General features: G+C 66.2%; 18 protein-coding genes. 10 read left to right on the top strand and 8 right to left on the bottom strand.

The annotated features are described in order from the left end of the window. Positions 1-259: 259 nt before the first annotated feature. The 3 genes from V6M63_RS05505 to V6M63_RS05495 all read right to left on the bottom strand — a co-directional run bounded on the left by V6M63_RS05505 (position 260) and on the right by V6M63_RS05495 (position 2,705). Positions 260-652, bottom strand: a complete 393-nt coding sequence (locus tag V6M63_RS05505; RefSeq protein ID WP_332740270.1) for a hypothetical protein — start codon at positions 650-652, stop codon at positions 260-262. Between the two features lie 212 nt (positions 653-864). Beyond that, positions 865-1,782, bottom strand: coding sequence for a site-specific tyrosine recombinase XerD (xerD, locus tag V6M63_RS05500; RefSeq protein ID WP_332740268.1), 918 nt, complete (start codon positions 1,780-1,782; stop codon positions 865-867). Beyond that, complete coding sequence (locus tag V6M63_RS05495) at positions 1,782-2,705, bottom strand: tripartite tricarboxylate transporter substrate binding protein BugE (protein WP_442909545.1); 924 nt, start codon at positions 2,703-2,705, stop codon at positions 1,782-1,784. The genes xerD and V6M63_RS05495 overlap by 1 nt, the downstream gene beginning before the upstream one ends. Positions 2,706-2,985: 280 nt before the next feature. Here V6M63_RS05495 and V6M63_RS05490 point away from each other — a divergent pair, with 280 nt between their 5' ends. From V6M63_RS05490 to V6M63_RS05470, 5 genes are all read left to right on the top strand, one after another. Further along, entirely contained in the window at positions 2,986-3,945 is a 960-nt protein-coding gene (locus V6M63_RS05490; RefSeq protein ID WP_332740264.1) for a TAXI family TRAP transporter solute-binding subunit, read from the top strand. 105 nt (positions 3,946-4,050) lie between these two features. After that, entirely contained in the window at positions 4,051-6,105 is a 2,055-nt protein-coding gene (locus V6M63_RS05485) for a TRAP transporter permease (protein WP_332740262.1), read from the top strand. 8 nt (positions 6,106-6,113) lie between these two features. After that, a complete protein-coding gene (locus V6M63_RS05480; protein WP_332740260.1) occupies positions 6,114-6,545 on the top strand; it encodes a DUF1850 domain-containing protein in 432 nt (143 codons plus the stop codon). A gap of 36 nt (positions 6,546-6,581) precedes the next feature. After that, positions 6,582-7,502: an AEC family transporter gene (locus V6M63_RS05475; RefSeq protein ID WP_332740258.1), complete on the top strand. Its 921-nt coding sequence runs from the start codon at positions 6,582-6,584 to the stop codon at positions 7,500-7,502. A 26-nt stretch (positions 7,503-7,528) separates the two neighbouring features. Further along, entirely contained in the window at positions 7,529-8,023 is a 495-nt protein-coding gene (locus V6M63_RS05470; RefSeq protein ID WP_332740256.1) for a CreA family protein, read from the top strand. Here V6M63_RS05470 and V6M63_RS05465 read toward each other — a convergent pair whose 3' ends face one another. From V6M63_RS05465 to V6M63_RS05455, 3 genes are read right to left on the bottom strand one after another with little or no spacing between them, the layout of a single operon-like run. Then, complete coding sequence (locus tag V6M63_RS05465; RefSeq protein ID WP_332740254.1) at positions 8,024-8,677, bottom strand: hypothetical protein; 654 nt, start codon at positions 8,675-8,677, stop codon at positions 8,024-8,026. It abuts the gene before it with no gap. Further along, positions 8,674-9,678 carry an MlaD family protein gene (locus V6M63_RS05460; RefSeq protein WP_332740252.1) on the bottom strand — a complete coding sequence of 335 codons (1,005 nt, stop codon included), beginning with the start codon at positions 9,676-9,678 and terminating at the stop codon, positions 8,674-8,676. Before V6M63_RS05460 ends, V6M63_RS05465 begins: the two co-directional genes overlap by 4 nt. A gap of 6 nt (positions 9,679-9,684) precedes the next feature. Beyond that, the gene (locus V6M63_RS05455) at positions 9,685-10,491 is read right to left on the bottom strand and encodes an MlaE family ABC transporter permease (RefSeq protein ID WP_332740250.1); all 807 of its coding nucleotides are present in this window, start codon (positions 10,489-10,491) and stop codon (positions 9,685-9,687) included. A gap of 156 nt (positions 10,492-10,647) precedes the next feature. Between V6M63_RS05455 and V6M63_RS05450 the strand changes: the two genes are divergently transcribed. After that, complete coding sequence (locus tag V6M63_RS05450) at positions 10,648-12,210, top strand: acyl-CoA synthetase (protein WP_332740248.1); 1,563 nt, start codon at positions 10,648-10,650, stop codon at positions 12,208-12,210. Between the two features lie 142 nt (positions 12,211-12,352). On the opposite strand, the gene V6M63_RS05445 is transcribed toward V6M63_RS05450, so the two are convergent. Continuing rightward, entirely contained in the window at positions 12,353-13,159 is an 807-nt protein-coding gene (locus V6M63_RS05445) for a siderophore-interacting protein (protein WP_332740246.1), read from the bottom strand. Between the two features lie 71 nt (positions 13,160-13,230). Here V6M63_RS05445 and V6M63_RS05440 point away from each other — a divergent pair, with 71 nt between their 5' ends. After that, positions 13,231-13,674, top strand: coding sequence for a MarR family winged helix-turn-helix transcriptional regulator (locus V6M63_RS05440; protein WP_332740244.1), 444 nt, complete (start codon positions 13,231-13,233; stop codon positions 13,672-13,674). A gap of 7 nt (positions 13,675-13,681) precedes the next feature. Here V6M63_RS05440 and queG read toward each other — a convergent pair whose 3' ends face one another. Then, positions 13,682-14,770, bottom strand: a complete 1,089-nt coding sequence (queG, locus tag V6M63_RS05435; RefSeq protein ID WP_332740242.1) for a tRNA epoxyqueuosine(34) reductase QueG — start codon at positions 14,768-14,770, stop codon at positions 13,682-13,684. Between queG and tsaE the strand changes: the two genes are divergently transcribed. From tsaE to V6M63_RS05420, 3 genes are read left to right on the top strand one after another with little or no spacing between them, the layout of a single operon-like run. Beyond that, positions 14,765-15,340, top strand: coding sequence for a tRNA (adenosine(37)-N6)-threonylcarbamoyltransferase complex ATPase subunit type 1 TsaE (gene tsaE / locus V6M63_RS05430; protein ID WP_442909544.1), 576 nt, complete (start codon positions 14,765-14,767; stop codon positions 15,338-15,340). The two genes, queG and tsaE, sit on opposite strands and share 6 nt — an antisense overlap. After that, entirely contained in the window at positions 15,337-16,791 is a 1,455-nt protein-coding gene (locus V6M63_RS05425; protein WP_332740240.1) for an N-acetylmuramoyl-L-alanine amidase, read from the top strand. The genes tsaE and V6M63_RS05425 overlap by 4 nt, the downstream gene beginning before the upstream one ends. 25 nt (positions 16,792-16,816) lie before the next feature. Continuing rightward, positions 16,817-17,695: an alpha/beta fold hydrolase gene (locus V6M63_RS05420; RefSeq protein ID WP_332740238.1), complete on the top strand. Its 879-nt coding sequence runs from the start codon at positions 16,817-16,819 to the stop codon at positions 17,693-17,695. The last annotated feature ends 129 nt before the right edge of the window (positions 17,696-17,824 follow it).

Here is a 17,824-nt window from a genome sequence, read left to right as displayed (position 1 = left end):
TGCCAGGCGTCCAGCGCGGGCGGTGCGAATGCAGCACGCCGGGCAGGCGGTCCGCGTTCGCCGCGCGCGAGCGCGGGCTGGGCAGCGGAAACACCGGGTTTTGCCAGTTGAAGGCCGTGGACGCGGTCCCGTCGGCCCCCGTGGATGCCTGAGATGTGGTGTTGGTGGTGAATTCCATGGGAACAGCCTCTTTGTGGTTGAGATGAAATGTGCAGCGCGTGCGACATGGCTTGGTGGCGCTGCCGGACGGGCTTTCGCGTCAAAGCGATGCTTGCCAGTTCAGTGCCTGGCTGGCGGCGGAGCGCATGATGCGGCCCACGGCCTGCACGATTTCGGGCTGATTCGTGACGTCGGTGCTGAACGCGTAGATCAGATCGCCATCGTTGACGCCAAACCCCGCGTTCGACTGCTGCCGCATCAATTCCAGGTTTTGCTTGACGATCCCCCGCAGAACATCGGACATGTGATCCGCCGGAATGGGACCGAACAGGCAGCAGACCGTCACTCGATCGACGTTTGCATTGCTGGCAACCACAGTGAAATCCACGTCGTCGATTTCGAGGTTGATGGAATCGCCGGAAGCGGGAATCGCCGATTTTTTGAAATTGGGGCCGAGTTTGAGCAGGGAAGCTTCGAATTCCGAGAGTTTCATGAGCGTGATTCCAAGGGTGAGGTGGAAGAGGTGGGCACGGTTGCCGTGAATGGCACGGCAATCAAAGAATGGCACACCCCGCACGGCAAAGGTATCTGGCGAGCAGCCTATTGCGGCAGGCGGATTTCGCCCGCAGCACCGCTGTCGTGGGTCGGGCATATCCAGTGCAATGGCGACGCAAGACTCCAACCGTTGTGGAGCCGGTCGAAAACTCAACCCCTGGGGTGGTGCTGCGCCACGATGGACTTGAGGCGTTCGCGGGCCACGTGGGTGTAGATCGTGGTGGTGGAGATGTCTGCGTGGCCGAGCAGCATCTGAACCGCGCGCAGATCGGCGCCGTGGTTGAGCAGGTGCGTGGCAAACGCGTGTCGCAGCGTGTGGGGTGACAGCGGCGAGGTGATGCCCGCAGCCAGCGCGTACTTCTTCACCAGTTGCCAGAACATCGCGCGCGTCATGGCCTCGCCGGCGCGAGACCCGCGCGAGGTGACGAACAGGTCTTCGCTCTGCAGGCCGTTCAATATCTCGCCGCGCGCCTGCCCCAGGTAACGCTGCAGCCACTGCCCCGCCACCTGCCCGAACGGCACCAGCCGTTCCTTGTTGCCCTTGCCGGTGATGCGCAGCACATGTTCGTTCATGCCCACATGCCAGGTCTTCAGCGTCACGAGTTCGCTCACGCGCAGGCCGCTGGCGTAAATGAGTTCGAGCATGCATCGGTCGCGCAGGCCCAGCGGGGTGCTCACGTCGGGCGCGCCCAGCAGGGCCTCCACCTGCGCTTCCGACATCGTCTTGGGCACGCGCAGTGGCTGGCGTGCCGGTGAGAGGCGCAGCGTCGGGTCGGCCGAAATGAAACGTTCACGCAGCGCCCAACGAAAGTAGCGCTTGAAAACCGTGAGCCGTCGGTTGGCGGTGGTGGCGCGCGTCTGGCTGTGGCGCTCGCTGAAATAACCGTTGAGATCGGCCTCGTTGGTTTCGGGCAGGGTCTTGCCCTGCCCGGCCAGCCACTGGCCGAGCAAAACGAGATCGCGCCGGTACGCGTCCAGCGTGTTGCGCGAGAGGCCCTCTTCGAGCCAGAGCGCGTCGACAAAAGCCCCGGCAAGGTCCTCGCTGGTCGATGCCAGGGCTGGGTCCATCACTCCAGTTTGAGCTTCTGCTTGGCCACCACCTGCTTGTAGACCTCGAACTCGGCCTTGATCTGCGCCGTGAACTCGGCCGGCGAGTTGGCCACGATCAGCGAGCCGGTGTCTTCCACGCGCTTCTTGACGGCCGGGTCAGTGAGCGCCTGCCTGGTCGCGTTCGACACCTTGTCCACCACTTCCTGCGGCAGACCCTTGGGGCCGATGATGCCGTAGTAGGCCATGCGGTTCACCGGCTCCAGGCCCACTTCCTTGAAGGTCGGCACGTCGGGCAAGACCGCCACGCGCTGCGGCGCGGCCACCACGATGGCGACGAGGCGGCCGGCCTTGATGTGCGGCAGGGCCGAGGGCAGGTTGTCAAAGATGATCGGGACCTGGCCACCCACGGTGTCGTTGAGCGCGGGGCCCGCGCCGCGATACGGAATGTGCGTGATGAAGGCGCCGGTCAGGCTCTTGTAGAGCTCGGTCTGCAGGTGGCCGATGCCGCCCGTGCCCGAACTGGCGTAGCTGTACTTGCCGGGGTTCTTCTTGATCTCGGCCAGGAAGCCCTTGTAGTCCTTGGCCGGGAAGCTGGGGTGCACGGCGATCACGTTGGGCGTGGCCGCGATGTTGATGATGGGCGTGAAATCGGTGAGCGTGTTGTACGGAATCTTGGCGTTGATCGCCGGGTTGGCCGCAGTGGTCGACACCGTGGCCATGCCCAGGATGTAGCCGTCGGCCGGGGCACGGGAGAGCTCCAGTGCACCCACCACACCCCCGCCACCGGCCTTGTTTTCCACGATCACGCTCTGGCCCAGGGCCTTGCCAAGCGCCTCGGACATCACGCGGGCAATGATGTCGGTGGTGCCGCCGGGTGCAAAAGGAACTTGCAGGCGAATGATCTTGTTGGGGTAGGCCTGCGCCCAGGCGGTGCTGCCCATGCCCAACGAAGCGGCCGTGAGACCCAGGCAGATCAGATGACGACGAGAAACCATGAGAAGTACTCCAGTGGATAGGGGGGAACAGTGCTCGAACGAACACCGCTGAGGTCAACAGTATCGCGCGCATGATGCCCGATCCGTGCGGGCCCGGGGAGCACTTGAAGCCTCGGATTGTCGGGGTAAACCCCCGTCAGCGAATACGCAGTTACCAAGGTGTACGGTGTGGGGTGTTGCTGTATTCTGGTCCCTCGAATTTTTCCCCAACAACAGGAGACTTCACATGCGCTTGATTCACAAGATCGGTCTGGGCTTGAGCCTGGGCGCTGCCCTCGTCACCGGCGTGGCAACCGCACAGCAACAGCAGTTCATCAACGTGTTGACCGGAGGCCAGAGCGGTGTGTATTACCCCATGGGTGTGGCCCTCTCGCAGATCTTTGCCAAGGACATCCCCAACACGCGGTCCACCGCCCAGGTCACACGTGCGTCTGCAGAAAACCTCAACCTGCTGCAGGCCGGCCGCGGTGAGCTGGCCCTGACCCTGGCCGATGCGCTCTCCGATGCATGGAAGGGCAATGCAGAGGCGGGCTTCCCGGCCAAGCTCGACAAGCTGCGCGGCCTCTCGGCCACCTACAACAACTACATCCAGATCGTCGCCAGCGCGGACTCCGGCATCAAGACCCTGGCCGACCTCAAGGGCAAGCGCGTCTCGGTGGGTGCGGCCAAGTCGGGCACCGAACTCAACGCGCGCGCGGTCCTGAAGGCCGCCGGCCTGAGTTATGGTGATCTGGCCAAGGTCGAATACCTGCCGTTTGGCGAGTCGGTCGAACTCATGAAGAACCGCCAGCTCGATGCCACCCTGCAGTCCGCCGGTCTGGGTGTCGCCTCCATCCGCGACCTGTCCACCTCGGTCAAGATCGTGGTGGTCTCGGTGCCCGCCGACGTGGTGGCCAAGGTGGGCGACCCGGCGTACCAGCCTGCCGTCATTCCGGCCAACACCTACACCGGCCAGACCACCGACATCGCCACCGCCGCCATCCCGAACTTCCTGGTGACGCACAGCGGCGTGTCCGACGACGCCGCCTACCGCATGGCCAAGGCGATGTACGACAACATCGACACGCTGTACGCCGCGCACAACGCCGCCAAGGCCATCAAGCGCGAGAACGCCATCAAGGGCATGCCCGTGCCATTGCACCCGGGTGCCGAGCGCTACTACAAGGAAGTGGGCCTGATCAAGTAAGGCGCCGACAGGCGACCTGGCGGCCCGGTGTTGCAACCCGACACCACCCGGTTTGACACGGCCCCTCCCCGGGGCCGTGTCCATTTCTGCTGACCCGAGGTTTTCATGAACGACAACAACACGCCGAGCGCACCCGACAGCCACGCAGACAGCCACAGCAGTCCCTTGACCGGGGCTGTTTTCTGGATTGCCATCCTGTTTTCTGCCTACCAGATCTGGATGGCGTCGTTCCACCCCTTCTCCAGCCAGGTGATCCGTGCGTTGCACGTGAGTTTCGTGCTGTTGATGATCTTCACGCTGTTTCCGCCCATGGGTGGGCGCAATGCCGGCTGGCGTGCCTTGGGCTGGGTCCTGGGCATCGCGGGTTTCGCCACCGGTCTCTACCAGTGGTATTTCGAGGCCGACCTCACCCAACGCGCTGGCGAGCTCACCAACGCCGACTGGGTGGTGGGCACCGTGGCGGTGGTGCTGGTGTTTGAAGCGGCTCGCCGCGTCATGGGCTGGGGCCTGCCGCTGATCTGCCTGATCTTTCTGGCCTACGCCGTCTTTGGCCAGCACCTGCCGGGTGCCCTGGCGCACCGAGGCTACGGCCTCGACCAGATCGTGGGCCAGCTGGGCATGGGCCTGGAAGGCATCTACGGCACACCCACCTACGTGTCGTCCACCTACATCTTCCTGTTCATCCTGTTCGGCGCCTTCCTCGAACAGGCCGGCATGATCCAGCTGTTCAACGACTTCGCCATGGGCACCGTGGGCCACACGCGCGGGGGGCCGGCCAAGGTGTCGGTGATTTCGTCCGGCCTCATGGGCACCATCAACGGCTCGGGCGTGGCCAACGTGGTCACCACCGGCCAGTTCACCATCCCGCTCATGAAGCGCTTCGGCTACAGCCCCGCTTTTGCGGGCGGTGTGGAAGCCACGGCCAGCATGGGCGGGCAGATCATGCCGCCGGTGATGGGCGCCGTGGCCTTCATCATGGCCGAGACCATCAACGTGCCCTACCTGTCCATCGTCCAGGCGGCCATCATTCCGGCCATCCTGTACTTCGTCACTGCCTTCTGGATGGTGCACCTGGAGGCCGGCGCCAAGGGCCTGACTGGTCTGGCCAAGGAAGACTGCCCCAACCCCTGGACGGCCGTGCGCGAACGCTGGTACCTGCTGCTGCCGCTGGCGGGTCTGGTGGCGCTGCTCTTCTCGGGCTACACGCCGCTGTTCTCCGGCACCGTGGGTCTGGCACTGACCGTGATCCTGATCTTCGGCGCGGCCGTCATGACCGGCGTCAGGGGCCTGCCCTTGCGTGGCCTGTTCTGGGTTCTGCTCGGCCTGGCGTGCGCCGGCTTCATCCGCTTCGGCGTGATCACCTTCTTCGTGATCACCGCCGTGCTGCTGGCAGTCACCTACATCCGCCGCGTGGGTGGCGACGCTCGCGCGCTCGCGGTGCGCGCACTGGTCGAAGGCGCGCGCCATGCGCTGCCGGTGGCCATTGCCTGCGCGCTGGTGGGCGTGATCATCGGTGTGATCAACCTCACCGGCGTGGCCGCCGAACTCGGGGGCTACATCATCGCCGTGGGCCGCGAGAGCCTGTTCCTGGCGCTGCTGCTGACCATGTTCACCTGCCTCATCCTGGGCATGGGCATCCCCACCATTCCCAACTACATCATCACCAGCTCGCTGGCCGCGCCAGTGCTGCTGGAGCTGGGCGTGCCGCTGATCGTCTCGCACATGTTCGTCTTCTACTTCGGCATCATGGCCGACCTCACGCCCCCGGTGGCGCTGGCGTGCTTTGCGGCGGCACCCATTGCGCGAGAGACGGGGCTGAAGATCAGCGTGCAGGCCATTCGCGTGGCCATTGCGGGCTTCATCGTGCCCTTCATGGCGGTGTACAGCCCGGCCCTCATGCTGCAGTCTGGCGACTGGACCGACACCGTGTGGATCGTGTTCAAGGCCCTGGTGGCCATCGGCATGTGGGGCGCAGGTGCCATCGGCTTTCTGTTCGGCCGCCTGAACGCGGTCGAGCGCATCGTGGCCGTGGTGTCGGCCAGTTTCCTGGTGGTGGCGCTGCCGCTCACCGACGAGATCGGTCTGGGCGCGGTCGCGGTGTTTGTGGCCTGGCACCTCTGGCGTACCCGCCAGCAGCGCGCGCTGAGCGCCGTGCGCTGAGCACCACCGTGGCCGACCTGGGCGTGTGTCTGGTGCTGGCGGCCCTGGCCGCCACGCCGGGCCACGGGCCCGCCTTCATCGCCACCGAGCGGTTCACGCTGGCCTGGACGCACTCCATCGAAAAGCTGCGCTGGGAAGAAGACTACGCGGTGGTGGCGGCACCGGGCACTGCCGGGCGCGCCGAACTGCGCGCCTTGACCGCCCGCGTGCGCGGCTCGGGTGCCGGCATGGAGCCACCACCCGACGCGGTGCTGAAAGACGGCTGGTATGGCTACACCCCGGCCGAGCGTGCCCCCGCCGGTTTGCCGCTGAGCCGCTCCGGCTTCGTGCCCGACTACGAACTCTGCATGGATGGCCAGTGCCGACCGTTGTCGCACTGGCTGGCCTCGGACGGGGCCGTGACCTTGCTCACCGCCTGCCGCGCACCTGGCAAACCGTGAACACGGACGCGCCGCACAGGCCGTTATGCTCGACCGGTGAATTTCGCCCAACTCCTCTTCCCCGACTTCTCGCTCATCCTCTGCGGCTATCTGGTCTGCCGCTTCACCGCCCTCAACCGCAAGGTCTGGGAACAGGTCGAGAGCCTGGTTTACTACTTTCTGTTTCCGGTGCTGCTGTTCCACAGCATCGTGAAGAGCCCGCTGGATCTGGGCCAGGCTTCCAGCCTCATGGGCGCGGGCATTTCGCTGGGTCTGTGTGGCATCGCGCTGTCGTATTCCCTGCCCCGCTGGCCCTGGATCGGCAAACGGTTGGATGTGCGCCTGCACGCGGCCAGCGCCCAGGTGGGTTTTCGCTTCAACTCGTTCATTGCACTGGCCCTGGCCGAGAAGATGGCCGGGCCGCCGGGCCTGCTCATGATCGCGGTGCTCATCGGCGTGTGTGTGCCGCTGTTCAACGTGGGCGCGGTCTGGCCCATGGCGCGGCACGCCAACAAGGGTTTCATGCGCGAGCTGCTGCGCAATCCGCTCATCATCGGCACCGTCTCGGGCCTGGTGGCCAACCTGCTGGGCTTTTCCGTGCCGTTCTGGCTGGAACCCACCGTCAACCGCATCGGCCAGGCCTCGCTGGCGCTGGGCCTGATGGCTGCCGGCGCGGGCATGCAGTTCGGCATGCTGGCCAGTGCCAAGACGCTGGGCGGCCTGGTGCTGGCGGTCAAGCACCTGGGCATGCCGCTCATGGCGCTCGGGCTGGCGCTGCTGTTCCGGCTCGACCCGACCCAGACCACCATCCTGCTCATGTTCTCGGCCGTGCCCACCGCGTCCAGCTGTTATGTGCTGGCCGCGCGCATGGGCTACAACGGACCCTATGTGGCCGGGCTGGTCACGCTCTCCACGCTGCTGGGCGTCGTGAGCCTGCCGTTTGCCCTGGGCGTGTTGAAGCCGCTGGCGGGCGCATGATGAACAAGGTTTTCAAGGGGATCCACATGCGTTTTTTCAATCTGCCCACCACCCGCCTGGCCAGCCTCCTGCTGGGTCTGTCGTGCGCTGCGTCGGCCGCCCTTGCACAGGCCATTGGCGAGGTGGACACGGTGTTCAAGTGGCTGGGCCCCGACCACAAGATCGTGGTCGACGCGTTTGACGACCCCAAGGTCAAGGGCGTCACCTGTTACGTGTCACGCGCCAAGACCGGCGGCATCAAGGGCGGGCTCGGTCTGGCCGAAGACAAGTCGGACGCCAGCATCGAGTGCAAGCAGGTGGGCGCCGTGTCGTTTGTGGGCGATCCCTTGAGGCAGCAGGAAGTGGTGTTCACCGAGCGCACGTCACTGGTGTTCAAGAAGCTGCAGGTGGTGCGCATGGTCGACAAGACCCGCAACACCCTGGTCTACCTGAGCTATTCCGACCGCGTGATCGAAGGCTCGCCGGACAACAGCATCACCGCCGTGCCGCTGCCCCCCGGCACAACGATTCCCATGCGCTGATCAACGGGCCGGCGCCACCAGGTCGATGCGCCGCTGCAGGCGGGCCGCTGCCTCGGCGTCGCCTGCCGCCTGGGCACGTTGTTGCTGCACCTGCAACCAGGCCAGCAAGGGCCGGCGCCAGCCCCGCGCCGATGCGGTCTCCACCGCCTGGGCCATCACGCCGGGCGTGGTGCGACCGCTGCGAAACAACACGCCGGCGGCCACCAGTTGCGAGAGCGGGTCCTGGATCGCGCTCAAGGCCGCATCGGGCGCTGCGCTGCCCACCAGGCTGCGGTGCGCCGCGGGCAACAGCGCCGCATCCGCCGCTTGCGCGGTGCCCGCCAGATAACGCGCATAGGCCAGCTCGGCCGGCGCCGCGTCTTGTGCCAGCGCTTCAAAGCCGACACAGGGTTCCAGCACCAGGCTGGCCACGCGCGTGGCGCAGCGCAGCAGCTCCAGCCGCGCCACCAGCGTCACCTGCCCCGTGCGCGCCACCTCGGCGCGCGCCCGGTTGAACTCCGCCATCTCGATCCGGCTGTTGCCGCTGAGCCAGGCCTCGGTGGCCCGCTCGCTGCTGCCCTTGGCCTCGCCCGGCCAGTCGGGTGGGGGTGGATTGCTGGAGCAGGCAGACAGCACCATGAGCGCGTATACGACGATGAAGATTCTTGTGTTCATGGCAGTCGAATTTCTGTGTCGCGAGCGAAAGGCCACTTGCGGTTGATGTCGTTGATGAGCCCGTCGACCTTGCGCAGGCTGGACTCCACCTCACCGCGCAACACACCCAGATCGGTGGTGGCTTCGCGCGTGTTGCCGGCGATGCCCTGGGCCTCCACCAGCACCGCGTCCACCTTCTGCAGGCTGGTGCGAGCCTCGGCCAGCAGACCGTTGAGCTGCTGCACCGTCACGCGCGCATCGGCCACCAGCCCGCCCTGGTCCGTGCCCTGGCCGAACACCTGTTTGTTGGCATTGCTCACCAGACTGTCCATGCGCGCGGTGAGCGTTTCGGCGCGCGCCAGCAAGGCGTTGGCGCGCTCGATGGTGAGCACCAGCTTTTTCGCGTCTTCGTCGTTGCCCATCAGCACGCCCATGGCACCCTGCGGTCCCTTGAGTCGCTCCGTGGTGCTCTGCACGTTGGTCAGCGCCACATCCAGCGCGGCGTCCTTTTTGGTGAGCGCGGCCACGTTCTCCAGCACCTCGCGCATGCTCGCCGCCAGCTTCGGGATTTCGGCCGCGGTGTCACCTCGCAGCACGGTGCGCTCGGCACCGTCGGGCAGCGCCGGGTCGTCCAGCACGCCGCTGTAGGCACGGATGCGCGTGCCGCCCACCAGGCCGCGTTCCATGGTGAAGATGCTGGAGGTGCGCAGCCACTTGGCTTCCTTGGTCGGCACGTCGATCAGGATGCGGGCGTTGCCGTCATCACCCAACTCGATGCGCGCCACGCGCCCGATGGCAAAGCCGGCGAAGGTCATGTCCATGCCCACCACCACGCCTTCGGAGTCGTCGGAGATCAGCACCAGCCGCTGCGTGTCTTCGAACATGCCGCGCGCAAACATCACGTACACCGCCGATCCGATCACCAGCACCAGCATGACCATCAGCAGCAGCGCGGCCTTGAACTCGAGATTTTTCACCGGCTCTGGTTCGGTGACTAGGGCTTCGTCTGGCTTGGAGTTCATGAGTGATCAATAGTAGTTGCCGACCAATGAAATGATTTCTATGAGCAGCACCACAGAGAACAGGCGGGCAAATTCGGAGATGTCGCTGCGCTGGGCGTAGGTGCCTTGCGCATCCGGCTGCGCACTGCCCGCCAGCGGCACGACCGCCACCGCCAGGCTGAAGAACAAGGTCTTGAGCGAAAAGATCAGCGTGACAGCGGGCGTGAACACCTGGCCCACGCTGCGCGTGTAGCCGGGCAACCCCCAGGGTGAAAACCCGTAGACCGTGAGATAGGTGAGCACCAGCGCGATCACGCAGCTGAGGGCGGCCAGCATGAGCACGGAGAACACAGCGGCCAACACGCGCGGCAGCAGCTCGGTGGTCAGCAGCGTCGCGTCTCCCAACACCCGGCCTTCACGCTGGTGCGCGGCGAGCCACTGGCGCACGCGTTGCGCCTCGGGCATGGCGTAACGCGTGGCCACGAACATGGCGGCGTACAGGGGAATCAATTCAAGTACCAGGGTGCGCACCAGCACATCGAGCGCGTACTGCGACAAGCCGTAGCTGTAGGCGGTGGCCACCACGATGCGGATCACCACCAGGCTGATGAGCGCCGACAACACCAGGAACCAGGTGAGCAGTGGCGCGGTGGCCGCGACGATCTGCGACTGCACGGCCCGGCGGCGCGGACCCGCGGCGTAGCTCGATGGCGTCAATGCCAACACGAGGATCTGGGCACCGAGCATGACCACCTGCCACCAGGCGATCCACGAGGTTCGCACACGGCGGCCCCAGCGGGTCATGAGGGTCTGACTGGCGGAGACGGGGTTCATCGTTCGATGATAGTCCTCGGTCTGTGAAAGTTCAGCGAGCATGCCGTGTGCAAAGGTGACAGCAGGCTGGTGAAAACGCGCATGGCCAAAGCCGGCGATTCGGCTTCAATCAGACCACTGGCCCAAGCCAACGTCCATCCATCCAGGAGCCCACGCATGTCCTCGTCCCTTCACCCGGTGGTGCGCCGCCAGACCATTGCCGACGCCTTGCACCGCACCGCCCTGCGTTTGCCGGGCAAGATCGCCATCGTCTGCGGCACCACCCAATGGACCTACGCCGAGTTCGACGCGCTGGTCAGCCGCCTGGCCGCGGGCCTGGCCCGCATGGGCGTGGATCAGGGGGACAAGGTGGCCGTGCTGGCGCGCAACTCCCACGGCTTCGCGGCCCTGCGCTTCGCCATGGCGCGCCGCGGCGCGGTGCTGGTGCCGATCAACTTCATGCTCAAGGCCGACGAGGTGGCCTACATCCTGCGCCACGCGGGCGCCCGCACGCTCGCCACCGACAGCGGTCTGGCCGCGCTGGCGCGCGATGCCGCGGCCCTGGACACCGTGGTGGAGCGATTCATCTGGCTGCCCAGCGAAGACCCGAGCGAGCCCGACGCCGCCATGCACCGCTTTGACCACCTCGCCGCCTGCGCGGATCCGTTGCCCGAGGTGACCTTGGGCAGTTTCGATCTGGCCCAGATCGTCTACACCAGCGGCACCGAGTCCACGCCCAAGGGCGCCATGCTCACGCACGACGCGGTCCTGTGGCAATACGTGAGCTGCGTGATCAATGCCGAGATCGCCGAGGAAGACCGTGCATTGCACGCGCTGCCGCTCTACCACTGCGCCCAGCTCGACGTGTTCTTCGGCCCCGCCATCTACATCGGCAGCAGCAACGTGATCACGGCCAAGCCGGTGCCCGACAACCTGCTGGCGCTGATCGAGCGCATGCAGATCACCAGCTTCTTCGCGCCACCCACGGTATGGATCGCGCTGCTGCGCTCGCCCTTGTTCGATGCCACGAAGCTGACGAGCCTGGTCAAGGGCTACTACGGCGCGTCCATCATGCCGGTGGAGGTGCTCAAGGAACTGGCCTCGCGCCTGCCCGCGATGCGGCTGTGGAACCTGTATGGCCAGACCGAGATTGCGCCACTGGCCACCATGCTGGGGCCGCAGGACCAACTGCGCAAACCCGGCTCCTGCGGCAAGGCCGTGCTCAACGTGGAAACCCGCGTGGTCAACGACACCATGGAAGACGTGGTCGTGGGCGAGGTGGGCGAGATCGTGCACCGCTCGCCCCACCTCATGCTGGGCTACTTCAACGACCCCGAGCGCACCGAGGCTTCATTTGAAGGCGACTGGTTCCACAGCGGCGACCTCGCGGTGATCGACGACGAGGGTTACATCACGGTGGTGGACCGCAAGAAGGACATGATCAAGACCGGTGGCGAGAACGTGGCCAGCCGCGAGGTGGAGGAGATGATCTACCGCCTGAGCGGCGTGAGCGAGGTGGCGGTGATCGGTCTGCCCGACGCCAAGTGGGTCGAGGCCGTCACGGCGGTGATCGTGGTCAAGGCCGGGCAACAGCTCACCGAGGCCGAGGTGATCGCACACTGCAACCAGCACATGGCCGCGTTCAAGAGCCCGAAGCGCGTGGTGTTCACCGACAGCCTGCCCAAGAACCCCAGCGGCAAGCTGCTCAAACGCGAGCTGCGCCAGCACTACGCGACCTGAACACCCTCCACGTCAATGGCAGTGACCCACTCCTAGGCACCGAGGGACGGCTTCGCCAGCCCAAGGAGCCGTCCCCCCTCCCAGCGCCAAAGGCGCGCCAGAGAGAGGGGGGAAGCCGCGAAGCGGCGCAGGGGGGTGTTTCTCACCCCAGCGTCTCGTGGTGGCCGGCGCTGCCGCGTTTCCAGTAGGCGGAGGCGCGCACGCGCGCCTTGTCCAGTCCATGTCCGTCCACCAGGGCCTGACGCACCGCCGCCATGCTGGCCGCCTCGCCGGCGGCCCAGGCAAAGCCCTCCCCGGCCGGCAGCGTCAACGCGGCCACCTGGCGCGCCAGCGCATCGGTGGGGCCGGTCTCGATCCAGTGCGTCTGCAGGCGCGCGCGGGTGCTGAAGGTGCGACGGTCGTCCGCATCACTGGTCTCGATCACGGTGATCGCCTGCGCGGTGTCGGGCAGTTCTTCGAGCCGCCGCGCAATGGCCGGAATGGCGGTTTCGTCGCCCACCAGCACGTGCCAGTCAAAGCCCGTGGGCACCACGAACGAGCCCCGTGGCCCGCCCAGACCGACCTCGTCGCCGGGTTTGGCCGCCTCCGCCCAGCGCGACGCCACGCCGTCGCCGTGCAACACGAACTCGATGTCGAGCACCTGGGCCGCGGCGTCGAAGTGGCGCGGCGTGTAGTCGCGCATGGCCGGCTTCTGCGCACCGGGCGGCAGCGCCAGGCCATCAGGGCCGGGTTCGGGCAACACCAGGGGCTGGCCCGGCTCGGGCGGCAACATGAGCTTGGCGTGGTCGTCGAACGATGCGCTCACGAAGTTGTGCAGGGCGTCACCGGCAAGGCGGACGCGCAGGAAGCTCGCGCCGATGCGGTCGATGCGCTGCACCTGCAGGCGGCGCACCTGGAGCGGATGGCGCACGCGCTCGACGGTGAGGGATGAAATCTGGCTTGTGTTCATAGGTGCAACTGGTTGATAATGACAACCATCATGCCCACATTGGATGATACTGTCAACCAAAATATCCCGCGATGACGAGACAAGCAAACACCGAGGTGCTGGACCGCCTGCACACCCTCATGCACGGCCTGCGGCGCCACCTGCAGGAAGCCGCAAGGCAGGACGGCGATGGGCTCGGTCCGATGGAGGTTCGCTGCCTGGGCTATTTTTTGCGCCACGATGGCGCCACACAAAGTGATCTGGTGCAGCACTCGGGGCGCGACAAGGCGCAGATCGCGCGCATCGTCAAGGCCCTGCACGAGCGCGGCCTGCTGCAGAGCCAGCCCGACCCGAACGACGGCCGCAGTCAGCGCGTGAGCGTCACGCCCGCGGGCCAGGCTTTGCAACGCACGATGCAGCTGCACCGGGTGCGCTTCGAGAAGTCGATGACCGCCGGCCTGAGCGAGAGCGACCGCGCCACCCTGCTCGCCCTGCTCGACCGGCTGCAGGACAACGTGGGCGAAGAAGCTCACTGAAACGGGTTCAGCCGGCCTCGTCGCACTGCGCCAGCGCCCAGGCCACGTGCTCGCGCACAAGTTCGCTGGGGTGGTCTGCATGGGTCTGCAGCGCGAGCAGCACATGTTCGTCGTGCCCCGCGCGCAAGGCATTGCCCAGCGCCACCGCGATGTTGCGCAGCCAGCGTTCGTGGCCGATGCGGCGGATCGCGCTGCCCTCGGTGCGGCGCAGGAACTCGGTCTCGCTCCAGGAGAACAGCTCGACCAACGCCGCGCCCGAGAGCCCGGCGCGTTCGTCGAAATCGGGCAAGGGTGAGCGTTGCGCGAACTTGTTCCAGGGGCAGATGAGCTGGCAATCGTCGCAGCCGTAGATGCGGTTGCCCATGAGGGGACGCAACTCCAGGGGGATGGCGCCGGCGTGTTCGATGGTCAGGTAGCTGATGCAGCGCCGCGCGTCCACCCGCTGCGCACCGGTGATGGCCTGTGTGGGGCAGACATCGATGCACGCCGTGCAGCTGCCGCAGTGCTCGCTGCTGGCCTCGGTGGGCGGCAGGGCCAGATCCACGCAGATCTCGCCCAGGAAAAACATCGAGCCCGCCTCGCGGTGCAGCGCCAGCGTGTGCTTGCCGCGCCAGCCGATGCCGCTTCGGGACGCCAGCTCCACCTCCAGCACCGGGGCGGAGTCGGTGAACACGCGGTGGCCGAACGGACCGATGGCCGCCGCGATGCGCTCGCTCAGTGTCTGCAGACGGTTGCGCAGGACCTTGTGGTAGTCCCGTCCACGCGCATACATCGATATCACCGCCTCTTGCGGCCGGTCGAGCCGCTCGAACTCGATGCCCTGCCAGCCCTCGGGCGTGGCGCGTGGCAGGTAGTCCATGCGGGCGGTGATCACGCTCAGCGTGCCCGGCACCAGTTCGGCCGGGCGGGCGCGTTTGAGGCCGTGCGCGGCCATGTAGGCCATGTCACCGTGACATCCAGCCGACAACCAGGCCAACAATCCGGGCTCGGCAGCCGACAAATCCACACCGGCCACCCCAATTTGGGAAAATGCGAGCTCCTGGCCCCAGGCCTGAATCCGAGAGACGAGTTGAGCGGCATCCAAAGCGACATTCATGTGACGAGCATTGTAGGAACCGGTTCGGCGCCTGCGGGATCGGCGTGCGCGTCGCCACAGTGGCAAGGCCGCTGGACCAATGAAGAAGACACCCAGGCCTTTGCACAACGCCTCGCGCTGTCGCCGGCCATCGCCCACGCCACCCTCACCCTGCAAGGTGACCTGGGCGCGGGCAAGACCACCCTGGCGCGGCACCTGTTGCGTGCGCTCGGCGTGCGCGGTCGCATCAAAAGCCCCACCTACGCGGTGGTGGAGCCGCACAGCGCCATGGATTGCCCGGTCATGCCCGCGGGCGAGCCGCTGTCGGTCTGGCACTTCGACTTCTACCGCTTCAACGACCCGCGCGAATGGGAAGACGCGGGTTTTCGCGAACTTTTTGCCAGCCCGGGTCTCAAGCTGGTGGAGTGGCCCGAACGCGCTGGCGCGTTCTTGCCGGCGGTCGATCTGCAGATCGACATCCAACCCGACAACATGAACGCCCACACCGACCCGGAACACGACAGCGCACGCGCCGTGCGCGCCACCGCCCTCACCCTCACCGGCCAGCGTCTGCTGGAGGCGCTGGCATGACGGGAGCCGTCAGCCGCCGCAGCTTGCTGCGCACCGGCACGCTGGTGCTGCTGCTGGGCGTGCAGCACATCGCGCGCGGGGCCAGTGTGCTGGCGGTGCGCATCTGGCCGGCCGAGGACTACACCCGCGTGACCATCGAGTCCGACGGTGAGCTCAGGGCTCAGAAGTTCTTCGTGACCGCCCCGCCCCGCATGGTGGTGGACATCGAAGGCATCGACCTGCTGCCTGGCCTGCGCGAACTGGTGGGCAAGTTGAAATCGGACGATCCGAACATCGACAGCATCCGCGTGGCGCAGAACGCGACCAACGTGGTCAGGCTGGTGATTGACCTCAAACAGGCCATCAAGCCGCAGGTGTTCAATCTGGAGCCGGTGGCTGCGTACCAGCATCGCCTGGTGCTCGACCTGTATCCGGTGAACGCGCCCGATCCGCTGGAGCAACTGATTGCCCAGCGCATGAAGGACATGGACGCGGCCAGTGAACGCGCCGCGCGACTGCTGGGTCTGGAGGCCGACAAAGTCACCAAGCCGGCGACGCGGACAGACGACCCGCTGGGTGATTTGATCGCGGGACGCGATCGGCCGAAGTCCCCCGTCAACCCGAATCACGGCCCCGGCCCGACCTCGCCGGCGCCCCAGCCATCGGTCGACGACGACATCGCCGTGGCCGGCGCCAGGCCCGACAAGGGCAGCCCAGCCAAACAGCCGCCCGGCGGCAGGGGCAAGACCGAGCGCCTCATCATCGTCGCGCTCGACCCCGGCCACGGAGGCGAAGACCCGGGCGCGATCGGCCCAGGCGGCACGCACGAGAAGAAGGTGGTGCTGCAGATCGCGCAGAAGCTGCGCGACCGCATCAACGACACACGCGTCAACGGCAACCCCATGCGGGCCTACATGACGCGCGACAAGGACTTCTTTGTCCCACTGCAGGTGCGCGTGCAGAAGGCCCAACGCGTGCAGGCCGACCTGTTCATCAGCCTGCACGCCGACGCCTTCTTCACGCCACGCCCGCAAGGCGCCAGCGTGTACGCGCTCAGCACCAAGGGCGCCAGCAGCGCCGCGGCGCGCTGGATGGCGAACAAGGAAAACGCGGCCGATCAGGTGGGGGGCCTCAACGTGAAGGCCAAGGACGCCACGGTGCAGCGCGCCCTGCTCGACATGAGCACCACCGCGCAGATCAACGACAGCCTCAAACTCGGCAGCGCCATGCTCGGCCACGTGAAGCAGGTGGGCAAGCTGCACAAGCCGCGCGTGGAACAAGCCAACTTCGCCGTGCTGCGCGCCCCTGACATTCCCAGCGTGCTGGTCGAAACCGCCTTCATCAGCAACCCCGATGAAGAAGCCCGGCTCAACGACCCGAAGTACCAGGACGACCTGGCCGATGCGCTGCTGCGCGGCATCGTGGCGTACTTCAGCAAGAACCCGCCGCTGGCGCGGAACCGCCAGATCTGAGGGCACCCAGCCGGAGCCTGACGCCATGGGCCACACCGAGCTTGTGACGCTGGAGCTCGACGGCACCGAGGTGGCGGCCCGCCTCGCGGGCGATCGCCGCCAGCCAGCCTTGCTCCTGATTCACGGTTTTCCGAGTTCGTCGGCTTCGTTCCGAGACGTGATCGACACGCTCGCACACGATTGTTTCGTGATCGCACCCGATCTCCCTGGCTTCGGGAGTTCCTCGCCAGTGGAGAACGCATCGTTCTCCCGGTTTGCAGACACCGTGGAGCGGCTGCTCCAGCGGCTTGATGTCGAGCGCGTCCACCTCTATCTGCACGACTACGGAGCGGCCGTGGGACTGCACCTCGCGACACGAGCGCCGCGCCGCATTCGCAGCCTTGTCATTCAGAACGCCAATGCGCATGAAAGCGGCTTGGGCGAGCAATGGTCGGCAACGCGGGCGTATTGGAAAAGTCCCACACCGAACCACGAGGCCACCGCGACGGCGCATCTGACGTTCGAGGGAACGCGGGACCAGTATGTGAGCGGCATTCCCGACGACATCGCCGCGCGCATCGATCCGCAGCGATGGGAACAGGACTGGCTCACCATGTCCCTCCCCGGCCGGCTCGAAACGCAGCGCCGTCTGGTGCGCGACTATGGAACACATGTCGCGCGGTTCGGCGAGATTGCCGAGTACCTCGCCCGCTGGCAGCCCCCGGCACTGATGCTGTGGGGACGGCACGACGTCTTCTTCGATCTGGACGAAACCCTGTCCTGGATGCAAGCACTCCCACGCATGGAGGCTCACATCCTCGATGGGCCGCATTTCCTGCTGGAAACCCATGCGGCCGAGTGTGCCGCGCTGATGAGGGACTTCGTGCGGCGCGTGAACGCCGCGCCCTCCGTTCAGATCGGCTAGATCAGCACCATCTCGCCCGGAGTGGGCCGTTCACCCCATCAAATACATACTTTAAAGATATCGACCTTGCCGATTTCATATATTTGACGTGCACCCCCTTGTGTCCCTATCGTCCCGCCCACAACAACG

It is taken from the genome of Hydrogenophaga sp. (assembly GCF_036675665.1).
Lineage (GTDB): Bacteria > Pseudomonadota > Gammaproteobacteria > Burkholderiales > Burkholderiaceae_C > Hydrogenophaga.
The sequence above is the reverse complement of the archived record's forward strand: the minus strand, read 5'-3'. Positions and strand labels throughout refer to the sequence as shown.